We start from the raw sequence: 24,775 nt of genomic DNA, 5'->3' as shown, positions 1-24,775 counted from the left end.
CGCCCAAGGGGGTTTTCGGCAGGGCTTGCAGCCCTGCACCTGCTCAATGCAGCGGCAACAGCCAGAGCCAAAGCCAGAGCGGCATTCCGTGGGATGGCGGGGCGGTGTCGGAGTGCGGGGACGCCGCAAGTACGTCCTTGTAGGCTTGGCAGCGGCATCCATGCCGCTGACACCCCGCAATCCGACACCGCCCCACCTTCGACAGGTTCACGCGGCTGTTGGTAACTGCGGCTGTTGTTCCGCGTGGCTGTTGGTAGGTGTCGACCTTGGTCGACACATCTGTCAGATATCGAACGAATTCATCCGTGTCGACCAAGGTCGACACCCACCAGAGCAGTAAGCCGTTCCGACAGATCGCGGCCAACTGTCGAAGGCGGGGTGGGTCCGGTTGAGTGGGCGTGAGCCGCATGGGCCCGAGGCATGCCTCGGGCGGGTTGGGCAGGAGGCCCAACCCCGGTCTTGCCGTGTGCGCAGGACAGCGCACACGAGCAAGCGGCGACCGAGCTTACATGGACGTACTTGCAGCGCCCCCCTCAACCGGACCCACCCCGCCAACCCGCGGAATGCAGGCTTTTGACGTTGACGTTGATTCGGCAGGTGCAGGGCTGCAAGCCCTGCAAACCTACACTCCCTCAGTGAGCAGCAGGCCGCGACGGCGGCAGCCATGCCGCCACGATACCGAGCAGCGGCAGGAACGCCGTCAGCTGGTAGACGTACTCAATGCTGGTCTTGTCCGCCAGCAGGCCGAGCACGGCAGCACCCAGCCCGCCCATGCCGAACGCGAAGCCGAAGAACAACCCCGACACCATGCCGATGCGGTGCGGCATCATCTCCTGCGCATACACCACGATGGCCGAGAACGCCGAGGACAGCACAAAGCCGATCAGCACCGCCAGCACCGTGGTCCACAGCAGGTCGGCATGCGGCAGCATCATCGCGAACGGTGCCACGCCCAGGATCGAGGTCCAGATGATCGGCTTGCGGCCGATGCGGTCGCCCAGCGGGCCACCAAGGAATCCGCCGGCGGCGGAGGCCACCAGGAAGGCGAACAGGTGCAGTTGCGCCTGCGCCACCGGAATGCCGAAGTGGTGGATCAGGTAGAAGGTGAAGTAACTGCCGATGCTGGCCATGTAGAAGTACTTGCTGAAGATCAGCACGAGCAGGATCGCCAGCACCCTGGCCACGGTGCGCGGCGGATGGCGCGGGGCCATCGATGCGGTGCTGGCCGGACGCGGTGTACCCAGGTGCAGCGCGTACCAGCGACCGACATAGGTCAGCAATGCGATGCCGATCAGGGCAGCGCCAGCAAACCACGATGCGGCGTGCTGGCCATACGGCACGATCACCGCGGCGGCAATCAGCGGGCCCAGCGCGGTGCCGAAGTTGCCGCCAACCTGGAACACCGACTGTGCAAAGCCATGTCGGCCACCCGATGCCAGGCGTGCGATACGCGAGGCCTCGGGATGGAAGATCGCCGAACCAATGCCGACCATCGCGGCGGCCAGCAGCACCATCGTGTAGTTCGGCGCGAAGCCGAGCAGCAGCATGCCGCACAGGGTCGAGGCCATGCCGATCGGCAGCGAGTACGGCGCCGGGCGGCGATCGGTGGCGATGCCGATCAGCGGCTGGAAGATCGAGGCGGTGAGCTGGTAGGTCAGCGTGATCAGGCCGATCTGGGTGAAGCTGAGATTGAAGCCGCCCTTGATCACCGGATAGATGGCCAGGATCAGCGACTGCATCATGTCGTTGACGACATGCGAGGTGGAGATGGCGGCCAACACGCCGGGAGCCACCGGGCGTGAGGTCGTTGCGGGGGAAGCCAGGGTCGACATGGACACAGTCAGGTTGGGGGCGAGCCACGCATGCTACGGTTGCACGTCCCTCCCTTCTGCCGCGTTCTGGTCATGGCCTATCGCAAAAAGGACATCCCCTGCCCGGTCCGCGAAACCGCTCCCTGGCGGGAGGTGCCGATACAACGGCCGGTGACCTGCCGTGCCCGCCATTACCAGGCCGGCACCCATATCTCGCCGCACAAGCACCGCCGCCACCAGTTGGTCTATGCACAGTCCGGGTTGATGGTGGTGCGCTCGGAAGTCGGCCGCTGGGTAGTGCCTTCCACCCGTGCGATCTGGGTACCTGCAGGCATTGCCCATGCGGTGGACTGCATTGCCGAGGTGCACATGCGCAGCCTGTATGTAGAGCCGGAGTTCGCGCCACACCTGCCTGCCGAAGCCTTCGCGATACAGGTGGCCCCCCTGCTGCGCGAACTGCTGCTGGCTGCCAGCCTGATCGAGGGCGCGCACGAGGACGACAGCCGCGATGGCCGTGTGGTGCGCCTGCTGCTGGACGAACTGCGACGGATGGATGCGCTGCCGCTGCACCTGCCGGAACCGTCCGATCCCCGCCTGTTGAAGATCTGCCTGCATATCCAGAAGCATCCTGCGGACGACGCCACCCTGCAGGACTGGGCGCAGGCGCTGCAGGTGGACGTGAAAACCATCCAGCGCCATTTCACCAGCGAACTGGGCATGACCTTCGGGCAGTGGCGGCAGCAGGCGCGGCTGCTGGCCGCGATGGAACGGTTGGCAGTCGGCGACAAGGTCATCGATGTCGCGCTGGCGATGGGTTACGACAGCCCCAGCGCGTTCACCAGCATGTTCAAGCGGCAGCTGGGGCAGACGCCAGCGGCGTTTTTCCGGTAGCGCCGGGCCATGCCCGACGGCGGCAGTGCGGCACCACAAACGAAAACGCCGGGCATGGCCCGGCGCTACCGTTCAACGTTTCCGTTGAAGACTCAGGACGTCATCCGGTCCCAGAAGCCCTTCACGCCATCGATGAAGGTCGCCGACTTCGGCGAGTGCTTGCGCGCATCTTCACCGTTGAAGGTTGCTTCGAACTGCTCCAGCAGCTTGCGCTGGTCGTTGGTGAGGTTGACCGGGGTCTCCACCACCACGCGGCAGTACAGGTCGCCTTCGCTGCGGCTGCGCACCGAACGCACGCCCTTGCCGCGCAGGCGGAACAGCTTGCCGGTCTGGGTCTCGGCCGGGATGCGGATTTCCGCTTCACCGCCGAGGGTTGCCACGCGCACGGTGTCGCCCAACGCGGCCTGCGAGATGCGGATCGGCACTTCGCAGTGCAGGTCGTCGCCATCGCGCTGGAAGATCGCGTGCTCGCGTACCCGCACTTCCACGTACAGATCGCCTGGCGGTGTACCGGCCGGACCGGCCTCGCCTTCGCCCGACAAACGGATGCGGTCGCCGGTATCCACGCCCGCCGGCACCTTCACCGACAGCACCTTGTCTTCCTCGACACGGCCGTTGCCATGGCAGGTCTTGCAGGGCTTGGCGATGATCTGACCGCGGCCGCCGCAGTTGTGGCAGGCCTGCTGCATGGCGAAGATACCGCGCTGGATGCGCACCTGGCCGCGACCATGGCAGACGTTGCAGGTCTCGACCTTGCCGTCTTCCGAGCCGCTGCCATCGCAGTCACCGCATTCGGCCAGGGTCGGAATCTCGATGCGGCGCTCGACGCCACGCACCGCTTCTTCCAGGTCCAGCTCCATCACGTAACCGATATCGGCACCACGGCGGGCCTGGCGCGGACCACCGCCGCCTGCACCACCAAAGATGTTGCCGAAGATGTCGCCGAAAATATCGTTCATGTCCGGGCCGCCCGGACCGCCGCCACCGCCCATGCCGTGTTCGAACGCGGCGTGGCCGTGGCTGTCGTACATGCGGCGCTTGTTGCCGTCGGACAGCACTTCGTAGGCTTCCTTGCACTCCTTGAAGGAGGCTTCGGCCGCCGCATCACCCGGGTTGCGGTCCGGGTGGAACTTCATCGCGCAACGGCGGTAGGCCTTCTTCAGCTCTTCGTCGTTGGCAGTGCGGGCAACGCCCAGCACTTCGTAGTAATCGCGCTTGCTCATATCGTGGATCGCATTCCGGAAAGTCGGGATTCGTCAAAGCGGAAGAGCGGAACCAGGTCCGCTCTTGCGTCGGGCGCCCCGACACGCCAGAGGGCGGCCAGGACCCTGATACGACAACGGGACGCTGGCAGGCAGCGTCCCGCGTCGGTCCGGATCAGGACTTCTTGTCGTCCTTGACTTCGGTGAACTCGGCATCCACCACGTCATCCTGCGCCTTGCCCGCATTGCCGGCGTCGGCGCCCGGGGCGGCACCGCCCTGCTCGGCCGAAGCGGCGGCGAACAGCGACTGGCCAGCTTCCTCCAGCACCTTCGACTTGGCTTCGATCTGCGCCTTGTCGTCACCCTTCATCGCGGTTTCCAGGTCGGCCAGGGCCGCTTCCACCTTGCCGATGACATCGCCGCCAACCTTGCTGCCGTGCTCGGTGATGGCGCTGCGGGTGCCGTGGATCAGGGCGTCGGCCTGGTTGCGGGCCTGCACCAGTTCCTGGAACTTCTTGTCTTCTTCGCGGTTGGCTTCCGCGTCGGCGACCATGCGTGCGATCTCTTCCTCGGACAAGCCCGAACCGGCCTTGATCTCGACCTTCTGTTCCTTGTTGGTCTTCTTGTCCTTGGCCGACACGTGCAGGATGCCGTTGGCGTCGATGTCGAAGGACACTTCCACCTGCGGCAGGCCGCGCGGGGCCGGCTCGATGCCGGACAGGTCGAACTTGGCCAGCGACTTGTTGAAGCGGGCCTGCTCGCGCTCACCCTGCAGCACGTGCACGGTCACGGCCGACTGGTTGTCCTCGGCGGTGGAGAACACCTGCGAGGCCTTGGTCGGGATGGTGGTGTTCTTCTCGATGATCTTGGTGAACACACCACCCATGGTTTCGATACCCAGCGACAGCGGGGTCACGTCCAGCAGCAGCACGTCCTTGACGTCGCCGCCCAGCACGCCGCCCTGGATCGCAGCACCCAGTGCCACGGCTTCGTCCGGGTTGACGTCCTTGCGCGGTTCCTTGCCGAAGAACTCGGTCACCGCCTGCTGCACCTTCGGCATGCGGGTCTGGCCGCCGACCAGGATCACTTCGCTGATGTCGCTCGAACGCAGGCCGGCATCGTTCAGGGCGACGCGGCACGGCTCGATCGACTTCCTGATCAGCTCTTCCACCAGCGACTCCAGCTTGGCGCGGGTCAACTTGATGTTCAGGTGCTTCGGACCCGACGCGTCAGCGGTGACGTACGGCAGGTTCACTTCGGTCTGCTGGGCGCTGGACAGTTCGATCTTGGCGCGCTCGGCAGCATCCTTCAGGCGCTGCAGGGCCAGCGGATCCTTGCGCAGGTCGATGCCCTGGTCCTTGTTGAACTCTTCAACCAGGTACTCGATGACGCGGTTGTCGAAATCTTCGCCGCCCAGGAAGGTGTCACCGTTGGTCGCCAGCACTTCGAACTGCTTTTCACCATCGACGTTGGCGATCTCGATCACCGAAACGTCGAAGGTGCCGCCGCCCAGGTCGTACACCACGATCTTGCGATCCTTGTTGTCGCCCTTGTCCAGGCCATAGGCCAGCGCGGCCGCAGTCGGCTCATTGATGATGCGCTTGACGTCCAGGCCGGCGATGCGACCTGCGTCCTTGGTTGCCTGGCGCTGGCTGTCGTTGAAGTAGGCCGGCACGGTGATGACCGCTTCGGTGACCTTCTCACCGAGGAAGTCCTCGGCGGTCTTCTTCATCTTTTCCAGCACCTTGGCCGAGATTTCCTGCGGCGCCATCTTCTTGGCATCGCTGGTGGCCACCCAGGCATCGCCATTGTCATGCGCCAGGATGCTGTACGGGACGTGCGCGATGTCCTTCTGCACTTCGGCGTCGGTGAACTTGCGGCCGATCAGGCGCTTCACCGCGTAGAAGGTGTTCTTGGGGTTGGTGACGGCCTGGCGCTTGGCCGAGGCACCCACCAGGACTTCGCCGTCCTTGGTGTAGGCGACGATCGACGGTGTGGTGCGATCGCCTTCCGAATTCTCGATGACGCGGGCCTTGCCGCCGTCCATGATCGCCACGCACGAGTTGGTGGTGCCGAGGTCGATACCAATGATCTTGCCCATGGGGGAGACTCCTGAAGAATGCTGTTTAGGTCAGTCCGGCCGTTCGGCCGGTGGATGAATACGAAGTGGGGGAGGCCCGTGGAACATTCAAGCCATCCTCCGAACGCTGTGTTTCCGGTTGCCCGGCGCGTTCAGCGTCGGGTCGGGCGCGGATCCTGCCCGCCTCCCGGCCCCGCGGGGTCAGTCGGCCGCCACCACCACCAGCGCCGGCCGCAGCAGGCGCTCGTTGAGCAGGTAGCCCTTCTGGAACACGGTCACCACGCTGCCGGGGGCGGCGCCCGGAGTCGGCACCTGGCTGATGGCCTGGTGATGCTCCGGATTGAACGGCTGGCCGGTCGGGTCCAGCAGGACCAGGCCGTTGTCGCCGGCGACCTTCAGCAGCTGCCGGTAGGTCAGCTCCAGGCCTTCACGCAGCGGATGGGCATCGTCACCGGCGGCCTTCAGGCCGGCATCCAGGCTGTCGAACACCGGCAGCAGCTCGCCCAGCAGCTTCTCGTTGGCGAACTTGCGGGCCTGCTCGATGTCGCGGGCGACGCGCTTGCGCTGGTTCTCGAGGTCGGCGCGTTCGCGCAGTACATCGGCCTTGACCTGATCAAGCTCAGCGCGCAGGCGCTCCACTTCGTCGTTCACGCCGGCGGCGGCGGCCGCATCGGCGGCACTCTGCTGGGATTCGATATCTGGATGTTCGTGGTTCATGTCTGGGTCCCTGGCGGTCAATCTCCGCCTCCACCCACCCTAGTGTGGGCGGGATGCTGCGTTTCAAGCGTCGGATGTTCCGGGAGTGCGCCCGGCCGGTGAAAAGGCCGCGCCGAGCACATCGGCGGTGGCCTGGACCAGCGGAATCATGCGGTCGTAGGCCATCCGCTTCGGCCCGATCACGCCCAGTACGCCCAGCACCTGGCCATTGGCGGTGTACGGGGCGGTGACCAGCGAGACACCCTGCAGCGGCATCATCCCGGTCTCCTCGCCGATGAAGATACGCACGCCCGGGGCCTGGATGGTGCGCTCCAGCAGCTGCAGGATCTCGCGTTTGCTGGAAAACAGCTCGAACAGCTCGCGCAGGCGTTCCAGGTCGGACAGGTCCTGTACTCCCATCAGCCGGGTCTGGCCGGCCACCAGCATGTCGTCGGCCGGCGGCTGCAGGGCCTGCTCGGCCAGCTCGATGCTGTGCGCCAGCAGCTGCTCCAGCTCCGAGCGGGCGTCGCGCAGCTCCAGCAGCAGCCGAGTGCGGATCTCGGCCATCGGGAGGCCGGCGAAGTGGGCATTGAGGTAGTTGGCGACCTGCTCCAGCTGGCCTGGCGCGAAGTCCTGACGGGTCTCGATGACCCGGTTCTGCACCTCGTTGTCGGCGAACACCAGGATCGCCAGCACCCGGCGTCCGTCCAGCGCCACGAAATCGATCTGTCGGAAGGCAAACTGCTCGCGTCGTGGCGCGCTGACCACGCCAACGAAGTGGCTCATCGCCGACAGCAGTTCCGAGGCGCTGCCAAGCAGGGCCTGGGTGCTGCCGCCGCCCGCCAGCTCCTGACGCAGGCGGGCCAGCTCGCCCTCGCCCGGCGGCTGCATCTGCAGCAGGCTGTCGACGAACACCCGGTAGCCATGCGCGGTCGGGATGCGCCCGGCCGAGGTATGCGGCGACGCCAGCAGCCCCAGGTCTTCAAGGTCGCCGAGGATGTTGCGGATGGTGGCCGGGCTGACCTCGAGGCCGGCCACACGCGCCAGCGTCTGCGAGCCGACCGGCTCGCCGTCCTGGATGTAACGCGCGATCAGCGAGCGCAGCAGATGGCGCGCACGCGGGGCAAGCTGGTCGGGAGAACCGTGCATGGAATCAACCTGTGAGACACGGACACTAGATAATGGCGGCGCATCACCTTGGCAAGTCATTGGACCTCCCTCGCCCACGTGCTAGCGTTGCGCGGCTGCTGATACCCCTTACCCATGCTCAGACATCTTTCGATCAAGGATTTTGCCGTCGTCCGCGCCACCGAACTGGAGTTCGGGCCCGGCATGACGGTCGTTTCAGGCGAGACCGGCGCCGGCAAGTCGCTGATGGTCGACGCCCTGGGCTTCCTGTCCGGCCTGCGCGCCGACAGTGGCGTGGTCCGCCACGGTGCCGCGCGCGCCGAGCTTTCCGCCGAATTCGCGCTGGACCAGCTGCAGGCCGCGCGCCAATGGCTGGCCGACAACGAGCTGGACGATGAGGAACAGTGCCAGCTGCGGCGGGTGATCCGCGCCGATGGCGGTTCACGTTCGTGGATCAACGGCCGCCCGGTGACGCTGGCACAGCTGGCAGACCTGGCCGGATTGCTGGTCGAAATCCATGGCCAGCATGAGCAGCAGGCCCTGCTGACGCGTCCGTCGCAGCTGGCCCTGCTCGACGCCTATGCCGGCAACGAGGACGAGCGCCGCCAGGTGCGCCGTGCCGCTGCCGCCTGGCAGACGCTGGTCGACGAATCACTTGCCCTGTCGCAACAGGGCGACGTCAGTGACCGTATCGGCTTCCTTGAACACCAGCTGCGCGAGCTCGACCGCGAGGACCTTGAGCCGGAATCGATCGCCGCACTCGGCGCCAGCCACCGCCGCCAGGCCCATGCCAGCGCGTTGCTGAGTGCCTGCCAGGCCGCCAGCAACCAGCTCAACGGCGACGACGGCAGTTCCGCGCTGGACCTGCTGCAACAGGTCCGCCACGAGCTGTCGCGGCTGATCGAGCACGACCCGCGCCTGGGCGAGGTGGACGGCCTGATCGAGAACGCCTCGATCCAGCTGCACGAAGCCCTGTCGCTGCTGGACCGGGTGCACGACGACCTCGACGCCGACCCCGAACAGTTCGAGGAGAACGAGCGTCGCCTCGGCCGACTGCACGACCTGGCCCGCAAGCACCGCGTGCCGATGGACGAGCTCGGCGCGCAGCGCGAGCGCATGCATGCCGAAGTGGAACAGCTGCGCGGCGCCGACGAGCGCCTGCAGCGCCTGGCCGGCGAGATCGACAAGGCCGTCGCCGCCTGGCGCGTACAGGCCGACGTGCTGTCCGCCAGCCGCCGCAGCGCTGCTGCCGAACTGTCGGCCACCACCACCGGCATCATTGCCGAGCTGGGCATGGGCGGCGGCCAGTTCCTGATCGAGCTGGAGCCGCAGGACGCCGGCAAGCCCGATCCGCAGGGTGCCGAACGCGTGGAATTCCTGGTCGCGGCCAACGCCGGCCAACCGCCGCGCGCGCTGCGCAAGGTGGCCTCCGGCGGTGAACTGTCGCGCATCTCGCTGGCCATCGAAGTGGCCGCGCTGGACCTGGATGCGGTGCCGACCATGGTGTTCGACGAAGTCGACTCGGGCATCGGCGGTGCAGTGGCCGACATCGTCGGGCAGAAGCTGCGCGCGCTGGGCGAGAAGCGCCAGGTGCTGTGCGTGACCCACCTGCCGCAAGTCGCCTCGAAGGGCCATGCGCACTACCGGGTCAGCAAGGCGCCGGTGGAAGGCATGACCCAGAGCGCAGTGGAGAAGCTGGACAGCAAGGCACGCGAAGAAGAACTGGCGCGCATGCTGGGCGGCGTGGAAGTGAGCAAGGAAGCGCGCGCCGCCGCGCGCAAGCTGCTGCAGGTCTGAGCCCCGCTTTTGTAGCGTCGGGCCATGCTCGACTTCCGCACGGTAGTGCCGGCCGCTGGCCGGCACCCCGACGCGGTTGGGCGAAGATCGTGAGGTTGCCGGCCAACGGCCGGCACTACCAGGCTCACCCCAACGGCCGCGCCAGATCCACCGTTTCCACCAGGAAATCGAGGAACGCGCGTACGCGTAGCGGCAGGTAACCGCCCTGCCCCAGGAACACTGCGTGCACCTCTTCGAGGTCACCGGGATTGGCCTCTTCCAGCACCGGCAACAGGCGTCCGGCAGCGATGTCCTCCTGCACCTGATAGGTCGCCAGCCGCGCCAGGCCCAGGCCCCCCAGCACCAGCTGACGCAGTGCGTTGCCGTTGCTGGCGCGTGCATTGCCGCTGGGCAGCAACATCCGCTCACGACCATCCTGCAGCAGCGGCCAGCCCTGCATCGCACGCGCATGACCGATGTCCAGACGGTTGTGCGACTGCAGCTCCTCGGGGGTGCGCGGCAGGCCGTGCCGCTGCGCATAGGCCGGTGCGGCCACGATCATCATCCGCGTTGCGCCCAGCCGTCGTGCCACCAGGCTGGAACTCTTCAGCGGGCCGGCGCGCACCGCCACGTCGGTTCTCTGCTCGAGCAGATCGATCACCTCGTCGTTCAAGGTCAGATCGACGCCCACCTGCGGGTTGCGCTCGAGGAACGCCGGCAGCAGCGGCAACAGGAAATGCTGGCCGAACGGCACGTTGGAATTGACCCGCAGCCGTCCGCGCGGCTCGGCATGCGCGCTGGCGCAACGCTCGGCCTCCTCCAGGTCGGCCAGCACGCGCAGGCCACGCTCGTAGAACGCGCAGCCCTCCGGGGTCAGCTGCAGCTGGCGGGTGGAACGCTGCAGCAGGCGCGTGCCCAGCCGTTGCTCCAGCCGTGCCACCAGCTTGCTGACTGCCGACGGCGTCATATCCAGCGTACGCGCGGCGGCGGAAAAGCCACCGGTCTCGATCACCCGCACGAACACTTCCAGTTCGCCGGATCGGTTGATGTCGGGTCGTGCCATGACTATGAATTCAGTTCACAGATGATTGTCCATGCGCAGTCTAGTTCACAGATGAGCGCGGAATCACCATGGCGGTCCCTCCACTCTGGGCCGCCCAATGAATCGCTTCAGCCAGCTCACCGCCGCCGCATTGATCGTCCTGTCCGGCGCTGCCAGCGCCGCCCCGCCCCCACTCTGGGTCGCCAGCTGGCAGGCCAGCCCGCAACGGGTGTGGGACGCGGGCTTCCTGTTCCCCCCCCTGATTCCAGCCGAACTGCATGACCAGACCTTCCGCCAGACCGCGCGTATCAGCCTGGGCGGCCCTCGGCTGCGGGTTCGGCTGAGCAATGCCTATGGCAGCCAGCCGCTGCGGATCGAGGCGGCAAGCGTGGCGGCACAGGCAGGCGCAACGCCGCAGCCACTCCGTTTCGACGGCCAGCCCAGCGTGCTGATCGATCCCGGCCAGGAACGGCTGAGCGATCCACTACCACTGGCCACGGATGACCGCCAGGCGCTGCAGGTCAGCGTCTTCGTGCCGGGGCCGACGCCGCTGCAGACGTTCCATTGGGAAGGCCGCCAGACCAGTTGGATTGCGCCCGGCGACCAGAGCCAAGCCCAGGCACTGAGCCGGGCCAGCAGCACCACTGCCCGCCTGTTCCTGACAGGCATCGAGGTCGAGGCGGCGGCCAGCGCGCGCAGCGTGGTGGTGATCGGCGATTCAATCACCGACGGCGCTAGCGCCAGCCTCGACCAGGACCAGCGGTGGACCGACCATCTGGCGGCGCGCCTGGCACCGCAAGGCGTGGCCGTGGTCAACGGCGGCATCTCCGGTGGCCGGTTGCTGCGCGACGGGATGGGGGACGCCGCCCTCAGTCGCTTCCAGCGTGACGCGCTGGACCAAGCCGGCGTGGCCAGCGTGATCGTGCTGATCGGCATCAACGACATCAGCTGGCCCGGCACCGCGTTCGCCCGCAACCAGGTGCGGCCAACGCTGGCCGAACTGCAGGCCGGCTATCGCGCCTTGGCCGACCAGGCCCGTGGCCGGGGCCTGCGCATTCTGGGTGCCACCCTGGCGCCGTTCGCCGGCGCCCTGCCCGGCACGCCGCTGGACGACTACTACCAGCCGGAAAAAGAAGCGCTGCGCCAGCAGCTCAATGCCTGGCTGCGCAGCGACAGCCCGTTCGATGCGCTGATCGATCTGGATGCCGCCCTGCGCGACCCGGCGGATCCGTCACGGATGGCTGCCGCCTATGACTCCGGCGACCACCTGCATCCGGGCGATGCAGGCAACAAGGCGATGGCCGAGGCGGTGGATCTGGACGCCTTGCTGGGCAGCCCGGGGTCAGAGCCCTTTCCTGGTGGAAAAGGGATCTGACCCCAAGGGGCCGGCCGGGGTCGGATCTCCTTCCCGCAGGGAAAGGGCGCTGACCCCATCAACGAAAAACCCCGGGCAAGCCCGGGGTCTTGTCGCATCCAGCTGGCCGGAACGGCTTACTTGCGCTTCTTGCGCACGTACAGCACCAGCGAGTGCTCTTCCAGCTCGTAGCCGTGGTCGGCTGCGATCTTGCGCTGCAGCTCCTCGATCTCGTGGCTTTCGAACTCGATGATCTTGCCGCTGTCCACGTCGACCATGTGGTCATGGTGGCCACCACGGTCCAGCTCGTAGACGGCCTGGCCGCCTTCGAAATTGTGCTTGAGCACGAGGCCGGCGGCCTCGAACTGGGTCAGCACCCGGTACACCGTGGCAAGGCCGATCTCGTCGCCGTGCTCGAGGAGCTGGCGGTAGATATCTTCGGCGGTCATGTGGTGCTGGGCGTTGCGCTGCTCGAGCAGCGCCAGGATCCGCATCCGCGGATGGGTCACCTTCAGGCCGACTTTACGCAGGTCGTGGGTTTCCATAGGTCTCCGTTCATTGGCGATTTAGCGCCAGCTGCCTCGGATTGGGTCGCGGTGGCACGCCGGGAGTGTATCATCGGTTTGATTTCCCCAACCGCCAGTCCCGATGCGCAATCTCCTGTTGGTCGCCGCCGTCGCCCTGTCCACCACCGGGTGCGGCATCATCTACAAGCAACCCATCTATCAGGGCAACCTGATCCGGGAAGATGCCGTGGCCAAGCTGCAGGTCGGGCAAAGCAAGCAGCAGGTCACCGCGCTGCTGGGCACCCCGTCCATTCCCGACCCGTTCCATGCGCAGCGCTGGGACTACACCGCCAGCCAGCGCGTGAACCGCCTGGGCCGTACCGAGGTGAAGAACTTCACCGTGTTCTTCGAGAACGACAACGTGACCCGTTGGGAAGGCGAGTATTTCCCGGGCAACGACAAGGCCCTGGCCCAGCAGACCGTCCGCCAGTTCGGCCGCAACCTGCCGAAGGACAAGAAGAAGAAGGGCCGCTGAGGCCCCCTGCCCGTCCACGCGGACGGGTTGCGGGAATCAACCGCCGAGCGCGCGACGCCGGCGGTTGTCCTTGGGGTCGGCCAGCAGCGGGCGTAGCAGCTCGATGCGGTCGCCATCCAGCAGCACCTGCTGCGGGCGCGCCAGTACGCCGTGCACGGCCACGGCCGGGCATCCAGCACTGCCTTCCAGCGCGGCAGCGACAATGGCTTCAGCCACGGTGGCGCCCTCTTCCAGCTGCAGCCGGCGCGACAGCACCTGTTGCGGCCAAGCTAGCACCACCTCGACCTCGATCATCGTTCAGGCCTCGTCGGCGACGCGGACGAAGTCGTTGACCATGCGATCGGCCAGCCCCTGGAAGCCGATCGCCAATGCCGGGCCAAGCAGCCGCGAGCTGGGCTCGAACTCCAGGGTCAGGGTCACCTTGCAGGCATCCTCGGCCAGCACATGGAATTCCCAGCGGCCGTGCAGTTGCTTGAACGGACCGTCGCGCAGCTGCATGTCGATGCTGTGCGGTCGCTGCAGGGTGTTTTCGGTCTGGAACCAGGTACTGAACGAGCCCAGGCCCAGGTCCAGGCGCGCGACCAGCCGGTCCTCGCCCTGCTCCAGGATCTGGGCAGCCGAGCACCAGCGGAAGCGGCGCGGATAAGCCTGGACATCGTTGACCAGGTCGAACATGCGTGCGGCCGAATGTTCGACCAGGGCGCTGCGGCGGATAGTTGGCATGAATACAGGACGTTTCGGCAATCGACCGGGCGGGCCCGAATCGGAGACAATACGGATATGAGCAAGAACAGCGTCAAGGATAAAGCAAAGAGCGCGACGGCCAACAAAACCATCGCGTTGAACAAGCGTGCCCGCCACGAGTACCACATCGAGGAGCGCTTCGAAGCCGGCCTGGCCCTGCAGGGCTGGGAGGTGAAGTCGATCCGCGCCGGCCGCGGCAACATCATCGACGCCTACGCCTATGTGAAGCAGGGCGAGATCTTCCTGATCGGCGCGCAGATCACCCCGTTGATCCAGGCCTCGACCCATGTGGTGGCCAACGATCGGCGCGAGCGCAAGCTGCTGCTGCACCGGAGCGAGATCGACAAGCTGGTGGGCAAGGTCGAGCGCGATGGCTACACGATCGTGCCGACGGCGATGTACTGGAGCAAGAACAAGATCAAGCTGGAAGTGGCGCTGGCCAAGGGCAAGCAGACCCACGACAAGCGCGATGCCGCCAAGGATCGTGACTGGGCGATCGAGAAGCAGCGCGTAATGCGTCGCGGCAACCGCGACGCGTAAGGCGTCTGCGCATCCCCCTGTAGAGTCGAGCCATGCTCGACTGCCTTGGCTTTCTGTAGAGCCGAGCCATGCTCGGCTTCGGTAAGAAAAGCAGTCGAGCATGGCTCGACTCTACAAAAGGCGGGTCACCCCGCCAGCATGCCCTGCCTGCGCATCCGCGGCGCCAGCGCCGCATGCATCACCGCCAGGTGCATCACCACGGCCAGTTCCGGCGCGTAGCGGTCATCACCCGCCCGCCACTTCCGGGCCAGTTCAGCCGCATCAGCCGGCAATAGCGCCAGCAACTGGGCGTCATCCAGCGAATCAGCCGCACCCTGCAGCTGCCGGGCCATCTGCCGCGACTGCCACACATGCACACCGATACTGAGGCTGGCCAGCGACATCAGGACCACGGCAAGCCCGTGTTCGAACCACTGCGACAGCACCTCCGGCCCCCACAGCAGGGCGGCCAGCACCGCCAGCGCCGGCAGGCGCCAGCCCAGCCAATGGAACCGGCCCCGCTGCGACCAATGCACCACCACCGCACTGGCCACCAACGCGGCGGCGGCGGTAGCCGGCAGCTCGGTCAGCCAGGTTGCCGCTAGCAGCACCCCCAGCACCGCCCAGACCCAGCCCGGCGGCACAGCGCGCCGCTGGTAATCGGCGCCGACCGGCCCGATCAGCTGTCGCAGGCTGCGTTGTTGGCTTGCATCGGTCACCCACAGTCTCCGTGTCTGTCCTGGCCCGGATGGTCGTTGCCAGTGTGTCGCAAATTCGTGCCCACGAAGTTAGCAATCCGCTATGACAGACGCTCTACAACAAGTTGCGGATTGACAAGGCGCGTGGGCGGCGGCCGCGCTCACCCCGCTGACAGATCCTTGCTGAGGAACACCCTGCACGTACCGGGCGGATCGCACGGCACTTCACCGAATACGGTCCAGCCATGCTTCACATAGAAGTCCGGCGCCTGGAAGCTGATGGTGTAAAGCACACCGGAGCGGCAACCCCGCCGCCGTGCCTCATCTTCCGCAGCCTTCAGCACACGCGAGCCCAGCCCGCTGCCGCGATATGCCGGTGGCAGATGGAACAGATCGACAAACCACAGGCCCAGCGACGTTCGCCCTGTGAGGCCCCCTACCACCTTGCCGCTGGCTGGATCGGTAACCAGTACCGCCAGCGCGCGTCGATCGGCATACCCTGCAGCCTCCAGATTGAACTGGTCCAGGCCACTGCCAATCAGGTCCAGCGCCTCGTTGCTGGGTTCATCCGTTACAGCGATTTCAAGCGACATCGGATCCGTCCATAAGCTGCATATCCGGGATCCTGATCCTATCAACCCTGCGTGCACCCGGCGCAGCGCCCAACGCTATTTCACCTTGGCGTCAGCACAGACAGATGCCGCTGCATCCAACAGCGGGCCGGCCTCCAGGCGTGGCGCAGGACCTGTTGCCGGGAACGCTGCCGCGAGCGCCTTCGCTGCCTGGTCTGCATGGGGCTGGATGTACCAGGACGACTCCGGCGACAGCGTGTCACCGCGCACCTCCTGCTCGAACCGGTACTGGCCCCAGTAGATCGCCAGCGGTTCCTCCAGTGCATTCAATGGGTTGCGCAGCGTCAGCGCGGCGGGACACAACGCCGTAAAGGCTTCGGCCAACGCCTTTCGTTGCGCCGGCGGCTGCCCGGCTGAAAGAAAGTGGCTGTACTCGTGCATCACGATCGGTGCCCAGTCTTCCTCGGCATCGAACATCGAGAACAGAAAAATGTATCCGTCCCGCAGCTTGGCCTGGGTCTGCGTCGCATCCGGCCACCAGAGGAAACGCACCTGGAAGGTGGCTGGCGCATCCACCCTGAAGAACGCCTGCATCTGCGCTGCAAGCCCGCCGACCGGGTCGGATGCCAGCTGCCGTGCGAGTTCGCGCTTCTGCGCGTTGAATGGCGCCTGCCCTGCCAGCAGCTGGCGTGCATGCGGGGCGAAGCGCGCGTAATACCGCCGCAGCAAGGCCTGGTCATGGTGGTCCTGGCCGGCAATTGCAGCCTTGACGGCTACGTCGAACGATTCTGCCGCCAGGAAATGGTTGGCGAACGGATCGCCGTCGCGGGTGTCTGCACCTGCGAACACCCGCTCGGCTGCCGCGGCCATTACCTCGTGATCCCGCGCCAGTGGTGACGTGCGCTGGCGGAATGCTGCATAGGCAGCCAACAACGCGCGGTCCTGCTCGTCCAGGCCGAAGCGCCGCTGCCACTCCTGCTGGTAGACCGAAGCGGTGTATCCCGGCAGCCAATCAGGCAGGTTGTCGAGCAGGTTGAACAGGTCCAGCGATGGACTGTAAGCCACCTCCACCGTCGCCTGCGGCGATTCGACCGCTACGACGGGCCATGCCTGCATTGCCAGAACGGCCGCGGCAAGCGCCCGCGCCCATCCCAGTCGCATCTTGCCGGAGCTGACGGAAACGACCATGGGAGGCCCGTGGAGTGACGTCAGGAAATTCGAGCATGCCTCCCCGGGGATGGCAACGTGCCAAGCGGCAGGGGCACGAGACCACCCCGCGCGTGACTGTTCAGGAAGATTGCCGTACCATTCGCAGCGTTAGGCAGGCTCCTGGGCGACTTTAGGTCAACCTGGAACCTGAAAGCCTTGCAAGACTTGAAGAAACCGGGGGTGCATTGGTTTCGACGGGGGTTGTGAAGTCGCCTGGCGCATGCCGAGGGGGTAGCTTTCCTCGTAAATCCAGCTGCAAAACTCTAGTTGCCAACGACGACAACTACGCTCCGGTCGCTCTCGCAGCCTAAAAACTGCGGTGCGTGACCTTCTGCCGACTTAGGCGGAGCCTCGAAACTGCTTGTGTCCATGCTCGCAGCGTAGAGTCATTATCATGGAATCGCGCTGGGCGGCTGCCTGTCAGTCCGGCACTAGAACACAACAGGCTGGTTCCCGGGTGCGCTTTGCACACCGTGCTGCTCGGGGATGAGATTCAACGGTGAGCTAAGCATGTAGTGCTGGGGATGGAGTGCCTTCGGACGGCGGTTCAATTCCGCCCACCTCCACCAATACCGGGTCCGCAAGGGTCCACGAAAAGCCGGAATCCCTCGTCAAATAAGGGTTCCGGCTTTTTTGTTGCCCGCTGTAGATCTGGACAATCCATAGAGCTGTGGCCAGGTCGTGCGGTACGCCGTCGCCATACGATCAGCGCGATCACCTGGCCGTCGACCATGATTAGCGACTCATGGCCCCTCGCCTTGTGGAATCACTTGACGCCTTCGAACAGATCCGGCATCGAACGGAATGCCATGCGCCAATTCTGCTGGCTGTGTATTGACCAACCTGTTCGCAGCTTGCTCTGCCACGCCCCGGTCCTGCAGCCAAGCGGGATGTGAACTCAACGTGAACATTGCTGAAGGTGGAATGGGGGATGCCTTGCCTCAATCCGTTCTTACACAAGAGCATTGCCAGCACATCGGCATCGTAGCCACATGAATGACTGTCGGTGCGGCTTGGCTCATGCTCGACGCGCTGCGCGGGCTCACGAGGATGACTGTCTCAACAACTTGGAATTGGAGGCTGTATGCGTGATCTAAATGAACTTGAAGTTGCAGAAATTTCGGGCGGTGTTCGCATCCAGATTGGCCCAAGCAACGGCACCCACGTCACCGGAACGCTCAATGATTTTGGTAATGCTGCGTATATGTACGGAAGGATCGCACCATTCAGTGGAATTGGCGCTGCCGGCCTGATCTATCACTACATCATGGCTCGCTGATTCAGGCAGCATAAGTAGGGGTCTAGGCGCCATTTCGGGCCTAGACCCTTGGAGCAAGGAAACATGCTTCAAAAATTTGCCCATCGAAGACCCCGCCCTATTGCGGAGAACAAGATATTCGCCGCAGCGATTGCGACGGTTGCCGTTGGGGCAGCACAGGGGATTCTGGATTCATTCAACGTATTCGGATCAAAGGCGGCGACTGAGTTCCTCGCATTTCTCGCTTGCGCCTGGCTATTTCCAAATGAACCCGGAAGGAGATGGACTTTCTGGCTTCCACCCGTATTGGTTGGCGCCGGCCTTATTTGCGGAGCACTTTGGATAGCTTTTGCAGGACTGCCCTCAGGACATGCCAGCAATTCCATATCCTTGAATGAAATTCCATTGAAGTTCTATGTGCTCGGCATCGTAACCAGCTGCATCGTAGCTCCACTTTTTGAGGAGAAGGTCGTGAGACATCTCTTTCTGGATGGAGCCTCTCACTACCTCGGAAAAGTCGCGGGTGCCATTGTCGTCAGCGCGCTGTTCGCTGCCGTCCACGTCGATGCATTTGTGTCATCTTTCATCTACTCGGTGATTCTCTGCATTGGTGCGATAGCTTTTGGCCTGAACACCGTCCAGCGATCCATAATCCATGGAGTTATCAATCTTTCCATCATGCATTGGGCACTTCTCCCCCCTCTTCTCTAGGATCCATACCAAGCATCCCTAGGCCCCCACATGTTCCAGCATGGACTTACAACCCGCCCATCCTGAAGACGCACATGCGCACATGATGGACATCGGCTACGCGCCTGAGTTTCCCATTCTTTTTATTTCAGTCTTGCGGCCTTTTTGGGAGCGTTAGATCATTGACGTCGTGATTCAATCTGAGGCAGCGGAATGCGGACTCGCTTGTCTGGCCATGATTGCGTCGCATCATGGCAACAACCTCGGACTCCGTGAACTTCGCCGTCGTCATGCACTTTCCCTCAAGGGTGCCACCCTCGCCCAGATCATGGAAATCGGGGGAAGCTTAGGCTTTCGTTGCCGGCCCCTGCGCTTGGACCTGGAGCACCTGAGCCAACTTCAGTTGCCGTGCGTCGCGCACTGGGACCTCAACCACTTTGTTGTAATCAGCAAAGTTCATCGCAACGGCGTCACTGTCCTGGATCCCGCTTATGGCGAGCGTAGGCTTTCCCTGGAGGAGATCTCACGCCACTTCACCGGGATTGCTCTGGAGTTGCATCCAACTGCCGAGTTCCAGGTAACCCCTCGCCCGCCAGCAGTCTCGCTTGCACAGCTGACAGGCAGGGTCGAGGGGCTTTGGCGGGCTCTTGGGCTACTGCTGCTCTTGTCTGTGGCACTTCAGGTATTCGTCCTGATAGCACCGTTCTTCATGCAGTGGACCGTGGATCAAGCCCTCGTCGCCTATGACAGAGACTTGCTGACTGTGCTGGGCACTGGGTTCGCTCTGGCGCTTCTGCTGCAGGTATGTATTGGGCAGATTCGAGGCTGGGCAGTCATCTACCTGTCAAACCGGCTCAACCTGCAATGGACCGGCAACGTCTTCCGCCACCTCCTGCATTTACCCTTGGACTATTTCGAGAAGCGCCATCTAGGTGATGTCACGTCACGGATGGGAAGCATCCAGGCCATTCAGAGAACACTGACAACCAGCTTCGTAGAAGCACTCATTGACGGCCTCATGGCGGTTGTGACCCTGGGAATGATGCTGCTGTACAGCTGGAAGCTGGCGCTGGTCACGCTGCTTGCAGTTGCCCTGTATGCAATTGCACGCGCCTGCGCATTCGCGCCCCTCAGGCGAGGCACGGAGAAGCAGCTGATTGCCGGGGCACGACAGGAGAGCCATCTTCTTGAGTCGATTCGGGGAGTTCAGTCGGTGAAAGTCGCTGGCCGCGAATCAGTTCGTCAGGCGGGCTACTTCAACCTCATGAACGAGACCGTCAATCAAGACATTTGGCTCTCGAAGTTCGGGCTGAGCTTCGGTGGTGCGAATCAGTTGCTGTTTGGCCTGGAGCGCATTGCGGTCATCTGGCTGGGGGCACTACTGGCCATGGACAATGTGTTCTCCGTCGGCATGCTGATTGCTTACCTTGCCTACAAGGACCAGTTCTCGCAGCGCGTTGGAGCGTTGATCGACAAGTGGGTAGAGTTCCGCATGCTTCGCCTTCACGGCGAGCGACTCTCCGACATTGTTCTCTCCGAGCCAGAGGACAGCACTGACAACGGGAACGCCCTGTTGCCAGACGGACTCCGCATTGAGGTCGAGGATCTTGGCTTCCGCTACGCCCCTGGGGAGCCATGGGTGCTGAAAAACTGCAGCTTTGTGGTGGACGCCGGTGAGTCGGTCGCAATCATTGGCCCTTCGGGCTGCGGGAAGACTACGCTTATCAAGATACTCCTTGGGCTCCTACAGCCGACCGAGGGTCAGGTCCGCATTGGCGGCGTGCCACTATCAAGGATCAGCATAAGCGACTACCGCCGCATGATCGGAGCCGTGATGCAGGATGACCAGCTTTTCGCAGGAAGTGTCAGCGACAACATTGCCTTCGAAGATGATCACCATGATGAAGGAAAAGTGCTTGAGGCGGCGCAGTTGGCTGCTGTGCATGACGACATCGCGGCCATGCCCATGGGCTACAACAGCCTGATCGGCGATATGGGAACGACCCTCTCTGGAGGCCAGAAACAACGGGTGATCCTCGCTCGCGCCCTGTATCGCAGACCTCAATTGCTCTTCCTGGACGAGGCAACCAGCCATCTTGATGTGGAGCGCGAAAGACTGGTGAATGAGGCCGTAAAACAGCTTGAACTGACTCGGGTGATCATCGCCCATCGGCCGGAAACCATCGCCAGCGCCGACCGCGTGCTGATCATGCATGCGGGAGGAGTAGCGCACGTGCTGAGCCAGAACACATCCAGCTCCCTGGCGCCGGAGCGAGGTGATGCAGCGGAGCTCACTGCATGAGCGGCCTCTTCCGCAAGGAGGCGATTGATGCCCAGCGGCGAAGCTGGCTGGGCGGGATATCCCTCGTACAGCCACTCCGGTTCTGGCTTCTGGCGGTATTCGCAGCGATAGCGGCCATGGGCATCGTCAGCTTCTTCTGGATCGGCGAGTATTCGCGCAGATCGCGAGTTTCCGGTGAGCTTGTGCCCGACCTCGGGCTTTCCACGGTCGTCGCCCCGTCCGCTGGAGTGGTCGCAAGACTGGACGTCGAAGAGGGTGATCATGTGCAACGCCAGGACGGGCTGCTGACGATCAACGTGCCTCGGGTAACGTCCTCGGGCCAGGATGCCGTATCAACATTGCTGGACGCACAACGCTCCCGCATAGCCAGTGTGGGTGCGATGAGCGAATTTCAGGATAGACAGCTGGCAACTCAACAGGATGGCGCCAAGACCCAACGCGCTGCGATGTTGCGCGAGCTTTCGCAGATCGACGCGGAGATACATACCCGCGGCGAGCAGGTGAGAATCGGGCGCGAGACCCTCGCCCGCTATCGGAGCGTCGAGGATGAGCGCTACGTAAGCCTGATTCAGATCAACCAACAAGAGCAATCGGTGCTTGAGGCGGTCAATGCGCAACAAGCCCTTCAACGCCAAGCGACCTCGATTCGGCGGAACCTGGCCGAACTTGAGCAGCGGCTTGCAGAAATTCCCCACCAAAGGCTGTCCGCCAAGGCAGTGTCTGAGCGTGACCTTGCCGCGTTGAATCAGGAATTCATCCGGATGGAGGCCGACGGAGAGCTGCTCCTTCGAGCCCCGGTAACTGGACTGGTGGCAAATCGACTCGTTGAGGCTGGCCAGGCGGTGCAGCCCGGCCAACCCCTTCTCAGTCTGCTTCCCAAGGGGTCCGAGCTTCGAGCACAGCTGCTGGTGCCCAGCTCGGCCATAGGATTCGTTAAATCAGGCGACAGGGTTCTGCTGCGTTACCAGGCCTATCCCCATCAGAAATTTGGAGCCCACGAAGGAACAGTCATCCGCATCTCTCGCAGCGCCTTGGCGGGGAATCAGAAGGAAGGCAGCACGACGCAGTCTCTATATCGAGTCCTGGTCTCGTTGGATCAGCAGGGAGTGCTGGCATACGGGAAGATGGAGCCGCTTCGCCCTGGCATGCAACTCGAGGCAGATATCATGGGGGAGCGTCGCAAGCTTTATGAATGGCTGCTGGAACCGCTCTATTCTGTGTCCGGAAGGCTGAAGGGCTAGTACGCGATGGCTCGATTGGACCGGCAGCAGTAAACGGTTCGTCACGTACCGAAGAAGCCCTGAAATTCCTCCAGCGTGGGTTTCCGGGTTTTTTCATTTCCCGACCAGCTTCGCCGTGAAAATCCCTGAAAAGGCGCCACTTAGATCTAAGTCCGACAGGCCATGTCGGTAACGGCCATCTTCTCTCGCTTTCGACATCACTAAACCACTTCAGAAATTTCCCACCCTCTCCTTGGGGGGGATGTGTCCGCGAAGACGTTCGTCCTTGGTCGCCATCAAAAGGAGGCCACGGGACACCTGCACCCTTCACATCGAGCCGAGCCCGAAGGGCACGGCCTGTTCGACACATCTTCCACAAAGGAACTGTATCCATGCGTACGTCGCTTCGGGTTTCCCTTGCCAGTGCCATCACTCTGGTCCTGGCCAGCGCCCCCGCCTTCGCCCAACCCATCGAACGGGTATGGACGCGAGGCATGGCCAGCAACGAGCAGTACAGCAGTTTCATCGTCAAGTACCGGGACGGCAGCAGCAAGCGCGTCTCCGCCAACACCGCCCAGGACGCGCTGAAGAAGCGCCTCGGCGTCCAGCAGCGCAGCAAGCGTTCGATCGGCAGTGCGCCGCCAGCGGCCGCGTCCGTGACCCATCAACGCCGCATGGGCGGCGGCGCCGACGTGGTCACCACGGACAAGCCACTGGACCGTCCGGAGGCCGAGATCCTGATGCAGCGCATCGCCGACGATCCTGACGTCGAGTATGTGCAGCCGAACTACATGATGAGTGCATTCGCCACGCCGAACGACCCGCGCTACGGCGAGCAGTGGCACTACAGCAACCCGACCAGTGGCGCGCGCCTGCCCGGCGCGTGGGATCGCTCCACCGGCCAGGGCGTGGTGGTTGCGGTGGTCGATTCGGGCTATCTCAACAACAACGACCTACAGGCGAACCTGCTGCCGGGTTACGACATGATCTCGTCAACCCGTCCGTTCAGTGACTGGCAGTGCATCATCGGGGGCATGAATCCCGGCTGTGGTGGCTCCGACGATGGTGACGGACGCGACGCCGATGCATTCGATGCCTCGGGCATTGCACACGGCACCCACGTCGCCGGAACGGTCGCTGCGGTGACCAACAACCAGATCGGCGTGGCCGGCGTGGCCTACAACGCAAAAGTCGTACCGGTGCGCGTACTGGGAAACCAGGGCAATGGTGGCTCCGCCGATATCATCGACGGCATGCTCTGGAGTGCCGGTATCAACGTGCCCAACGTCCCGGCCAATGCCAACCCGGCCGAGGTCATCAATCTGAGCCTGGGTGGCCGCCGCGCCTGCTCGCCGGCCGAGCAGGATGCAATCGACGACATCACGGCCCAGGGCACGATCGTGGTGGTCGCCGCCGGCAACAGCAATCTTGATGTGTCCGAGTTCGCCCCGGCGAACTGCAAGGGCGTGATCGCGGTTGCTGCCAACGATCAGGGCGGTCGTCGCGCGTTCTACTCCAACTATGGTGCAGGCATCCACATCACCGCACCGGGTGGCGAGACCTGGTCGTGCCGTGCGTCGGTGGGTGAGTTCCTGCCGCTGGCCACGCCGCCGAGCCAGGCCAACTGCGCACCCACCCGCCAGCATCCGGCGCAGGGCATCCTGTCCACCGTGGGTAACAACGCCTTCGACTTCATGTCCGGCACCTCGATGGCGGCGCCCCACGTCGCTGGCATCGTCGCGCTGATGCAGGCGGTGGCGCCGGTGCCGAAGACCACCGACCAGGTCAAGGACATCCTGCGTCGAACCGCGCACCCGATCGCGGCGGCGAACTGCCCGGGCGGTTGCGGACCGGGCATTGTCGACGCTGCAGAAGCGGTGAAGGCCGCCAGCAACTGATGGCATGGCGCAGCGGCCTGTCGAGGCCGCTGCGTCCTTCGCGGCTCCCTGAGCCTCCCGTGCAGAGGCGGCAGGCCCGCCAGCAGCATGTCCAGCACTGGTGGATGTGTGGCAACTTTTCCCAGGACCTGTTTCATTGCATCATCCCGATCATCAAGACTCTGTCCACGACCAAGGAAGAATGCAATGAAGAAACTGCTCGCCCCTGCCCTGCTGGCTGCCGCGCTATCAGGCTGCATGCCTACCAAGCAGGCTCTGCCTGAGCAGATCAAGGACGCACCGGCGGCCCGTATCTTCCCGATCGACGCACAGGGCGAACCCACCGGCACCATCACGGTCACCCGCGACGTTGGATTCGTGGGCAGCGGCTGCTACATGGGGGTCATGGTCGACGGGAAGATGGCCGCACATCTCGATCCCGCCGAGCGCCTGTCCCTTGTCCTGGCCGAGGGGCGCCACGTACTGACCGCCACGCCTGTCCAGGGGCGGGGCCTGTGCGGCGTGCTGCAATCGGAGAAGACCAACAATTCCCGTCGGCGCTCGACCGAAATCAACGTCCGCGCCGGCGCCACGCAGGCGTATCGCCTCTACTCCTCCGCTGAAGAGTTCCCGGTAATCGAACCGGCGTTCTGATTCCTGCTCCC

23 protein-coding genes and 1 other RNA gene are annotated in these 24,775 nt (G+C 64.2%); 12 read left to right on the top strand and 12 right to left on the bottom strand.

The window, feature by feature from the left end:
- Positions 1 to 632: 632 nt before the first annotated feature.
- Entirely contained in the window at positions 633 to 1,832 is a 1,200-nt protein-coding gene (locus SMAL_RS08250; protein WP_012510759.1) for an MFS transporter, read from the bottom strand.
- 72 nt (positions 1,833 to 1,904) lie between these two features.
- Between SMAL_RS08250 and SMAL_RS08245 the strand changes: the two genes are divergently transcribed.
- Positions 1,905 to 2,702, top strand: coding sequence for an AraC family transcriptional regulator (locus SMAL_RS08245; RefSeq protein ID WP_012510758.1), 798 nt, complete (start codon positions 1,905 to 1,907; stop codon positions 2,700 to 2,702).
- Between the two features lie 92 nt (positions 2,703 to 2,794).
- Here the strand turns inward: SMAL_RS08245 and dnaJ are convergent, their stop codons facing one another.
- The 4 genes from dnaJ to hrcA form a co-directional block, all read right to left on the bottom strand.
- The gene (gene dnaJ / locus SMAL_RS08240) at positions 2,795 to 3,925 is read right to left on the bottom strand and encodes a molecular chaperone DnaJ (RefSeq protein ID WP_004153270.1); all 1,131 of its coding nucleotides are present in this window, start codon (positions 3,923 to 3,925) and stop codon (positions 2,795 to 2,797) included.
- A gap of 154 nt (positions 3,926 to 4,079) precedes the next feature.
- Positions 4,080 to 6,005 (bottom strand): molecular chaperone DnaK, encoded by a 1,926-nt coding sequence (gene dnaK, locus SMAL_RS08235; protein WP_012510757.1) that lies wholly within the window; start codon positions 6,003 to 6,005, stop codon positions 4,080 to 4,082.
- A gap of 180 nt (positions 6,006 to 6,185) precedes the next feature.
- Entirely contained in the window at positions 6,186 to 6,701 is a 516-nt protein-coding gene (gene grpE, locus SMAL_RS08230; RefSeq protein WP_004153267.1) for a nucleotide exchange factor GrpE, read from the bottom strand.
- A gap of 63 nt (positions 6,702 to 6,764) precedes the next feature.
- Positions 6,765 to 7,829, bottom strand: coding sequence for a heat-inducible transcriptional repressor HrcA (gene hrcA, locus SMAL_RS08225; protein WP_012510756.1), 1,065 nt, complete (start codon positions 7,827 to 7,829; stop codon positions 6,765 to 6,767).
- A gap of 114 nt (positions 7,830 to 7,943) precedes the next feature.
- On the opposite strand from hrcA, the gene recN reads away from it, so the two are divergent.
- Positions 7,944 to 9,605: a DNA repair protein RecN gene (gene recN / locus SMAL_RS08220; protein WP_012510755.1), complete on the top strand. Its 1,662-nt coding sequence runs from the start codon at positions 7,944 to 7,946 to the stop codon at positions 9,603 to 9,605.
- A 124-nt stretch (positions 9,606 to 9,729) separates the two neighbouring features.
- Here the strand turns inward: recN and SMAL_RS08215 are convergent, their stop codons facing one another.
- Positions 9,730 to 10,647, bottom strand: a complete 918-nt coding sequence (locus SMAL_RS08215; protein WP_012510754.1) for a LysR family transcriptional regulator — start codon at positions 10,645 to 10,647, stop codon at positions 9,730 to 9,732.
- Between the two features lie 97 nt (positions 10,648 to 10,744).
- On the opposite strand from SMAL_RS08215, the gene SMAL_RS08210 reads away from it, so the two are divergent.
- The gene (locus SMAL_RS08210) at positions 10,745 to 12,001 is read left to right on the top strand and encodes an SGNH/GDSL hydrolase family protein (RefSeq protein ID WP_012510753.1); all 1,257 of its coding nucleotides are present in this window, start codon (positions 10,745 to 10,747) and stop codon (positions 11,999 to 12,001) included.
- Positions 12,002 to 12,117: 116 nt separating this feature from the next.
- Here the strand turns inward: SMAL_RS08210 and fur are convergent, their stop codons facing one another.
- Complete coding sequence (gene fur / locus SMAL_RS08205; RefSeq protein WP_005409235.1) at positions 12,118 to 12,525, bottom strand: ferric iron uptake transcriptional regulator; 408 nt, start codon at positions 12,523 to 12,525, stop codon at positions 12,118 to 12,120.
- A 103-nt stretch (positions 12,526 to 12,628) separates the two neighbouring features.
- On the opposite strand from fur, the gene SMAL_RS08200 reads away from it, so the two are divergent.
- On the top strand, positions 12,629 to 13,021 hold the full coding sequence (locus tag SMAL_RS08200) for an outer membrane protein assembly factor BamE (protein WP_012510752.1): 393 nt from the start codon (positions 12,629 to 12,631) through the stop codon (positions 13,019 to 13,021).
- Between the two features lie 36 nt (positions 13,022 to 13,057).
- Here the strand turns inward: SMAL_RS08200 and SMAL_RS08195 are convergent, their stop codons facing one another.
- Both SMAL_RS08195 and SMAL_RS08190 read right to left on the bottom strand, forming a co-directional pair.
- Positions 13,058 to 13,315, bottom strand: a complete 258-nt coding sequence (locus SMAL_RS08195; RefSeq protein ID WP_012510751.1) for an RnfH family protein — start codon at positions 13,313 to 13,315, stop codon at positions 13,058 to 13,060.
- Positions 13,316 to 13,318: 3 nt separating this feature from the next.
- On the bottom strand, positions 13,319 to 13,744 hold the full coding sequence (locus SMAL_RS08190; protein WP_012510750.1) for a type II toxin-antitoxin system RatA family toxin: 426 nt from the start codon (positions 13,742 to 13,744) through the stop codon (positions 13,319 to 13,321).
- 57 nt (positions 13,745 to 13,801) lie between these two features.
- Here SMAL_RS08190 and smpB point away from each other — a divergent pair, with 57 nt between their 5' ends.
- Entirely contained in the window at positions 13,802 to 14,305 is a 504-nt protein-coding gene (gene smpB, locus SMAL_RS08185) for an SsrA-binding protein SmpB (RefSeq protein ID WP_012510749.1), read from the top strand.
- Positions 14,306 to 14,430: 125 nt separating this feature from the next.
- Here smpB and SMAL_RS08180 read toward each other — a convergent pair whose 3' ends face one another.
- From SMAL_RS08180 to SMAL_RS08170, 3 genes are all read right to left on the bottom strand, one after another.
- Positions 14,431 to 15,003, bottom strand: a complete 573-nt coding sequence (locus tag SMAL_RS08180) for a hypothetical protein (RefSeq protein ID WP_012510748.1) — start codon at positions 15,001 to 15,003, stop codon at positions 14,431 to 14,433.
- Between the two features lie 140 nt (positions 15,004 to 15,143).
- On the bottom strand, positions 15,144 to 15,575 hold the full coding sequence (locus tag SMAL_RS08175) for a GNAT family N-acetyltransferase (protein ID WP_012510747.1): 432 nt from the start codon (positions 15,573 to 15,575) through the stop codon (positions 15,144 to 15,146).
- A gap of 75 nt (positions 15,576 to 15,650) precedes the next feature.
- Positions 15,651 to 16,619 (bottom strand): hypothetical protein, encoded by a 969-nt coding sequence (locus SMAL_RS08170; protein ID WP_232274012.1) that lies wholly within the window; start codon positions 16,617 to 16,619, stop codon positions 15,651 to 15,653.
- Between the two features lie 320 nt (positions 16,620 to 16,939).
- Between SMAL_RS08170 and ssrA the strand changes: the two genes are divergently transcribed.
- The 7 genes from ssrA (at position 16,940) to SMAL_RS08145 (ending at position 24,764) form a co-directional block, all read left to right on the top strand.
- Positions 16,940 to 17,332, top strand: a transfer-messenger RNA (tmRNA) gene (gene ssrA, locus SMAL_RS20740).
- Positions 17,333 to 17,847: 515 nt separating this feature from the next.
- Entirely contained in the window at positions 17,848 to 18,042 is a 195-nt protein-coding gene (locus SMAL_RS20735) for a hypothetical protein (RefSeq protein WP_012510745.1), read from the top strand.
- Between the two features lie 63 nt (positions 18,043 to 18,105).
- Positions 18,106 to 18,732 (top strand): CPBP family intramembrane glutamic endopeptidase, encoded by a 627-nt coding sequence (locus SMAL_RS08165; RefSeq protein WP_012510744.1) that lies wholly within the window; start codon positions 18,106 to 18,108, stop codon positions 18,730 to 18,732.
- A gap of 160 nt (positions 18,733 to 18,892) precedes the next feature.
- The gene (locus tag SMAL_RS08160; RefSeq protein ID WP_232054062.1) at positions 18,893 to 21,013 is read left to right on the top strand and encodes a peptidase domain-containing ABC transporter; all 2,121 of its coding nucleotides are present in this window, start codon (positions 18,893 to 18,895) and stop codon (positions 21,011 to 21,013) included.
- Positions 21,010 to 22,254 (top strand): HlyD family secretion protein, encoded by a 1,245-nt coding sequence (locus SMAL_RS08155; protein WP_012510742.1) that lies wholly within the window; start codon positions 21,010 to 21,012, stop codon positions 22,252 to 22,254. Before SMAL_RS08160 ends, SMAL_RS08155 begins: the two co-directional genes overlap by 4 nt.
- Before the next feature lie 371 nt (positions 22,255 to 22,625).
- Positions 22,626 to 24,131 (top strand): S8 family serine peptidase, encoded by a 1,506-nt coding sequence (locus tag SMAL_RS08150; RefSeq protein ID WP_012510741.1) that lies wholly within the window; start codon positions 22,626 to 22,628, stop codon positions 24,129 to 24,131.
- 186 nt (positions 24,132 to 24,317) lie between these two features.
- A complete protein-coding gene (locus tag SMAL_RS08145) occupies positions 24,318 to 24,764 on the top strand; it encodes a hypothetical protein (RefSeq protein ID WP_012510740.1) in 447 nt (148 codons plus the stop codon).
- Positions 24,765 to 24,775: the final 11 nt, after the last annotated feature.

It is taken from the genome of Stenotrophomonas maltophilia R551-3, from assembly GCF_000020665.1.
GTDB lineage: Bacteria > Pseudomonadota > Gammaproteobacteria > Xanthomonadales > Xanthomonadaceae > Stenotrophomonas > Stenotrophomonas maltophilia_L.
Note: the sequence above shows the minus strand (reverse complement) of the source record. Positions and strands in the feature narration are given on the sequence as shown.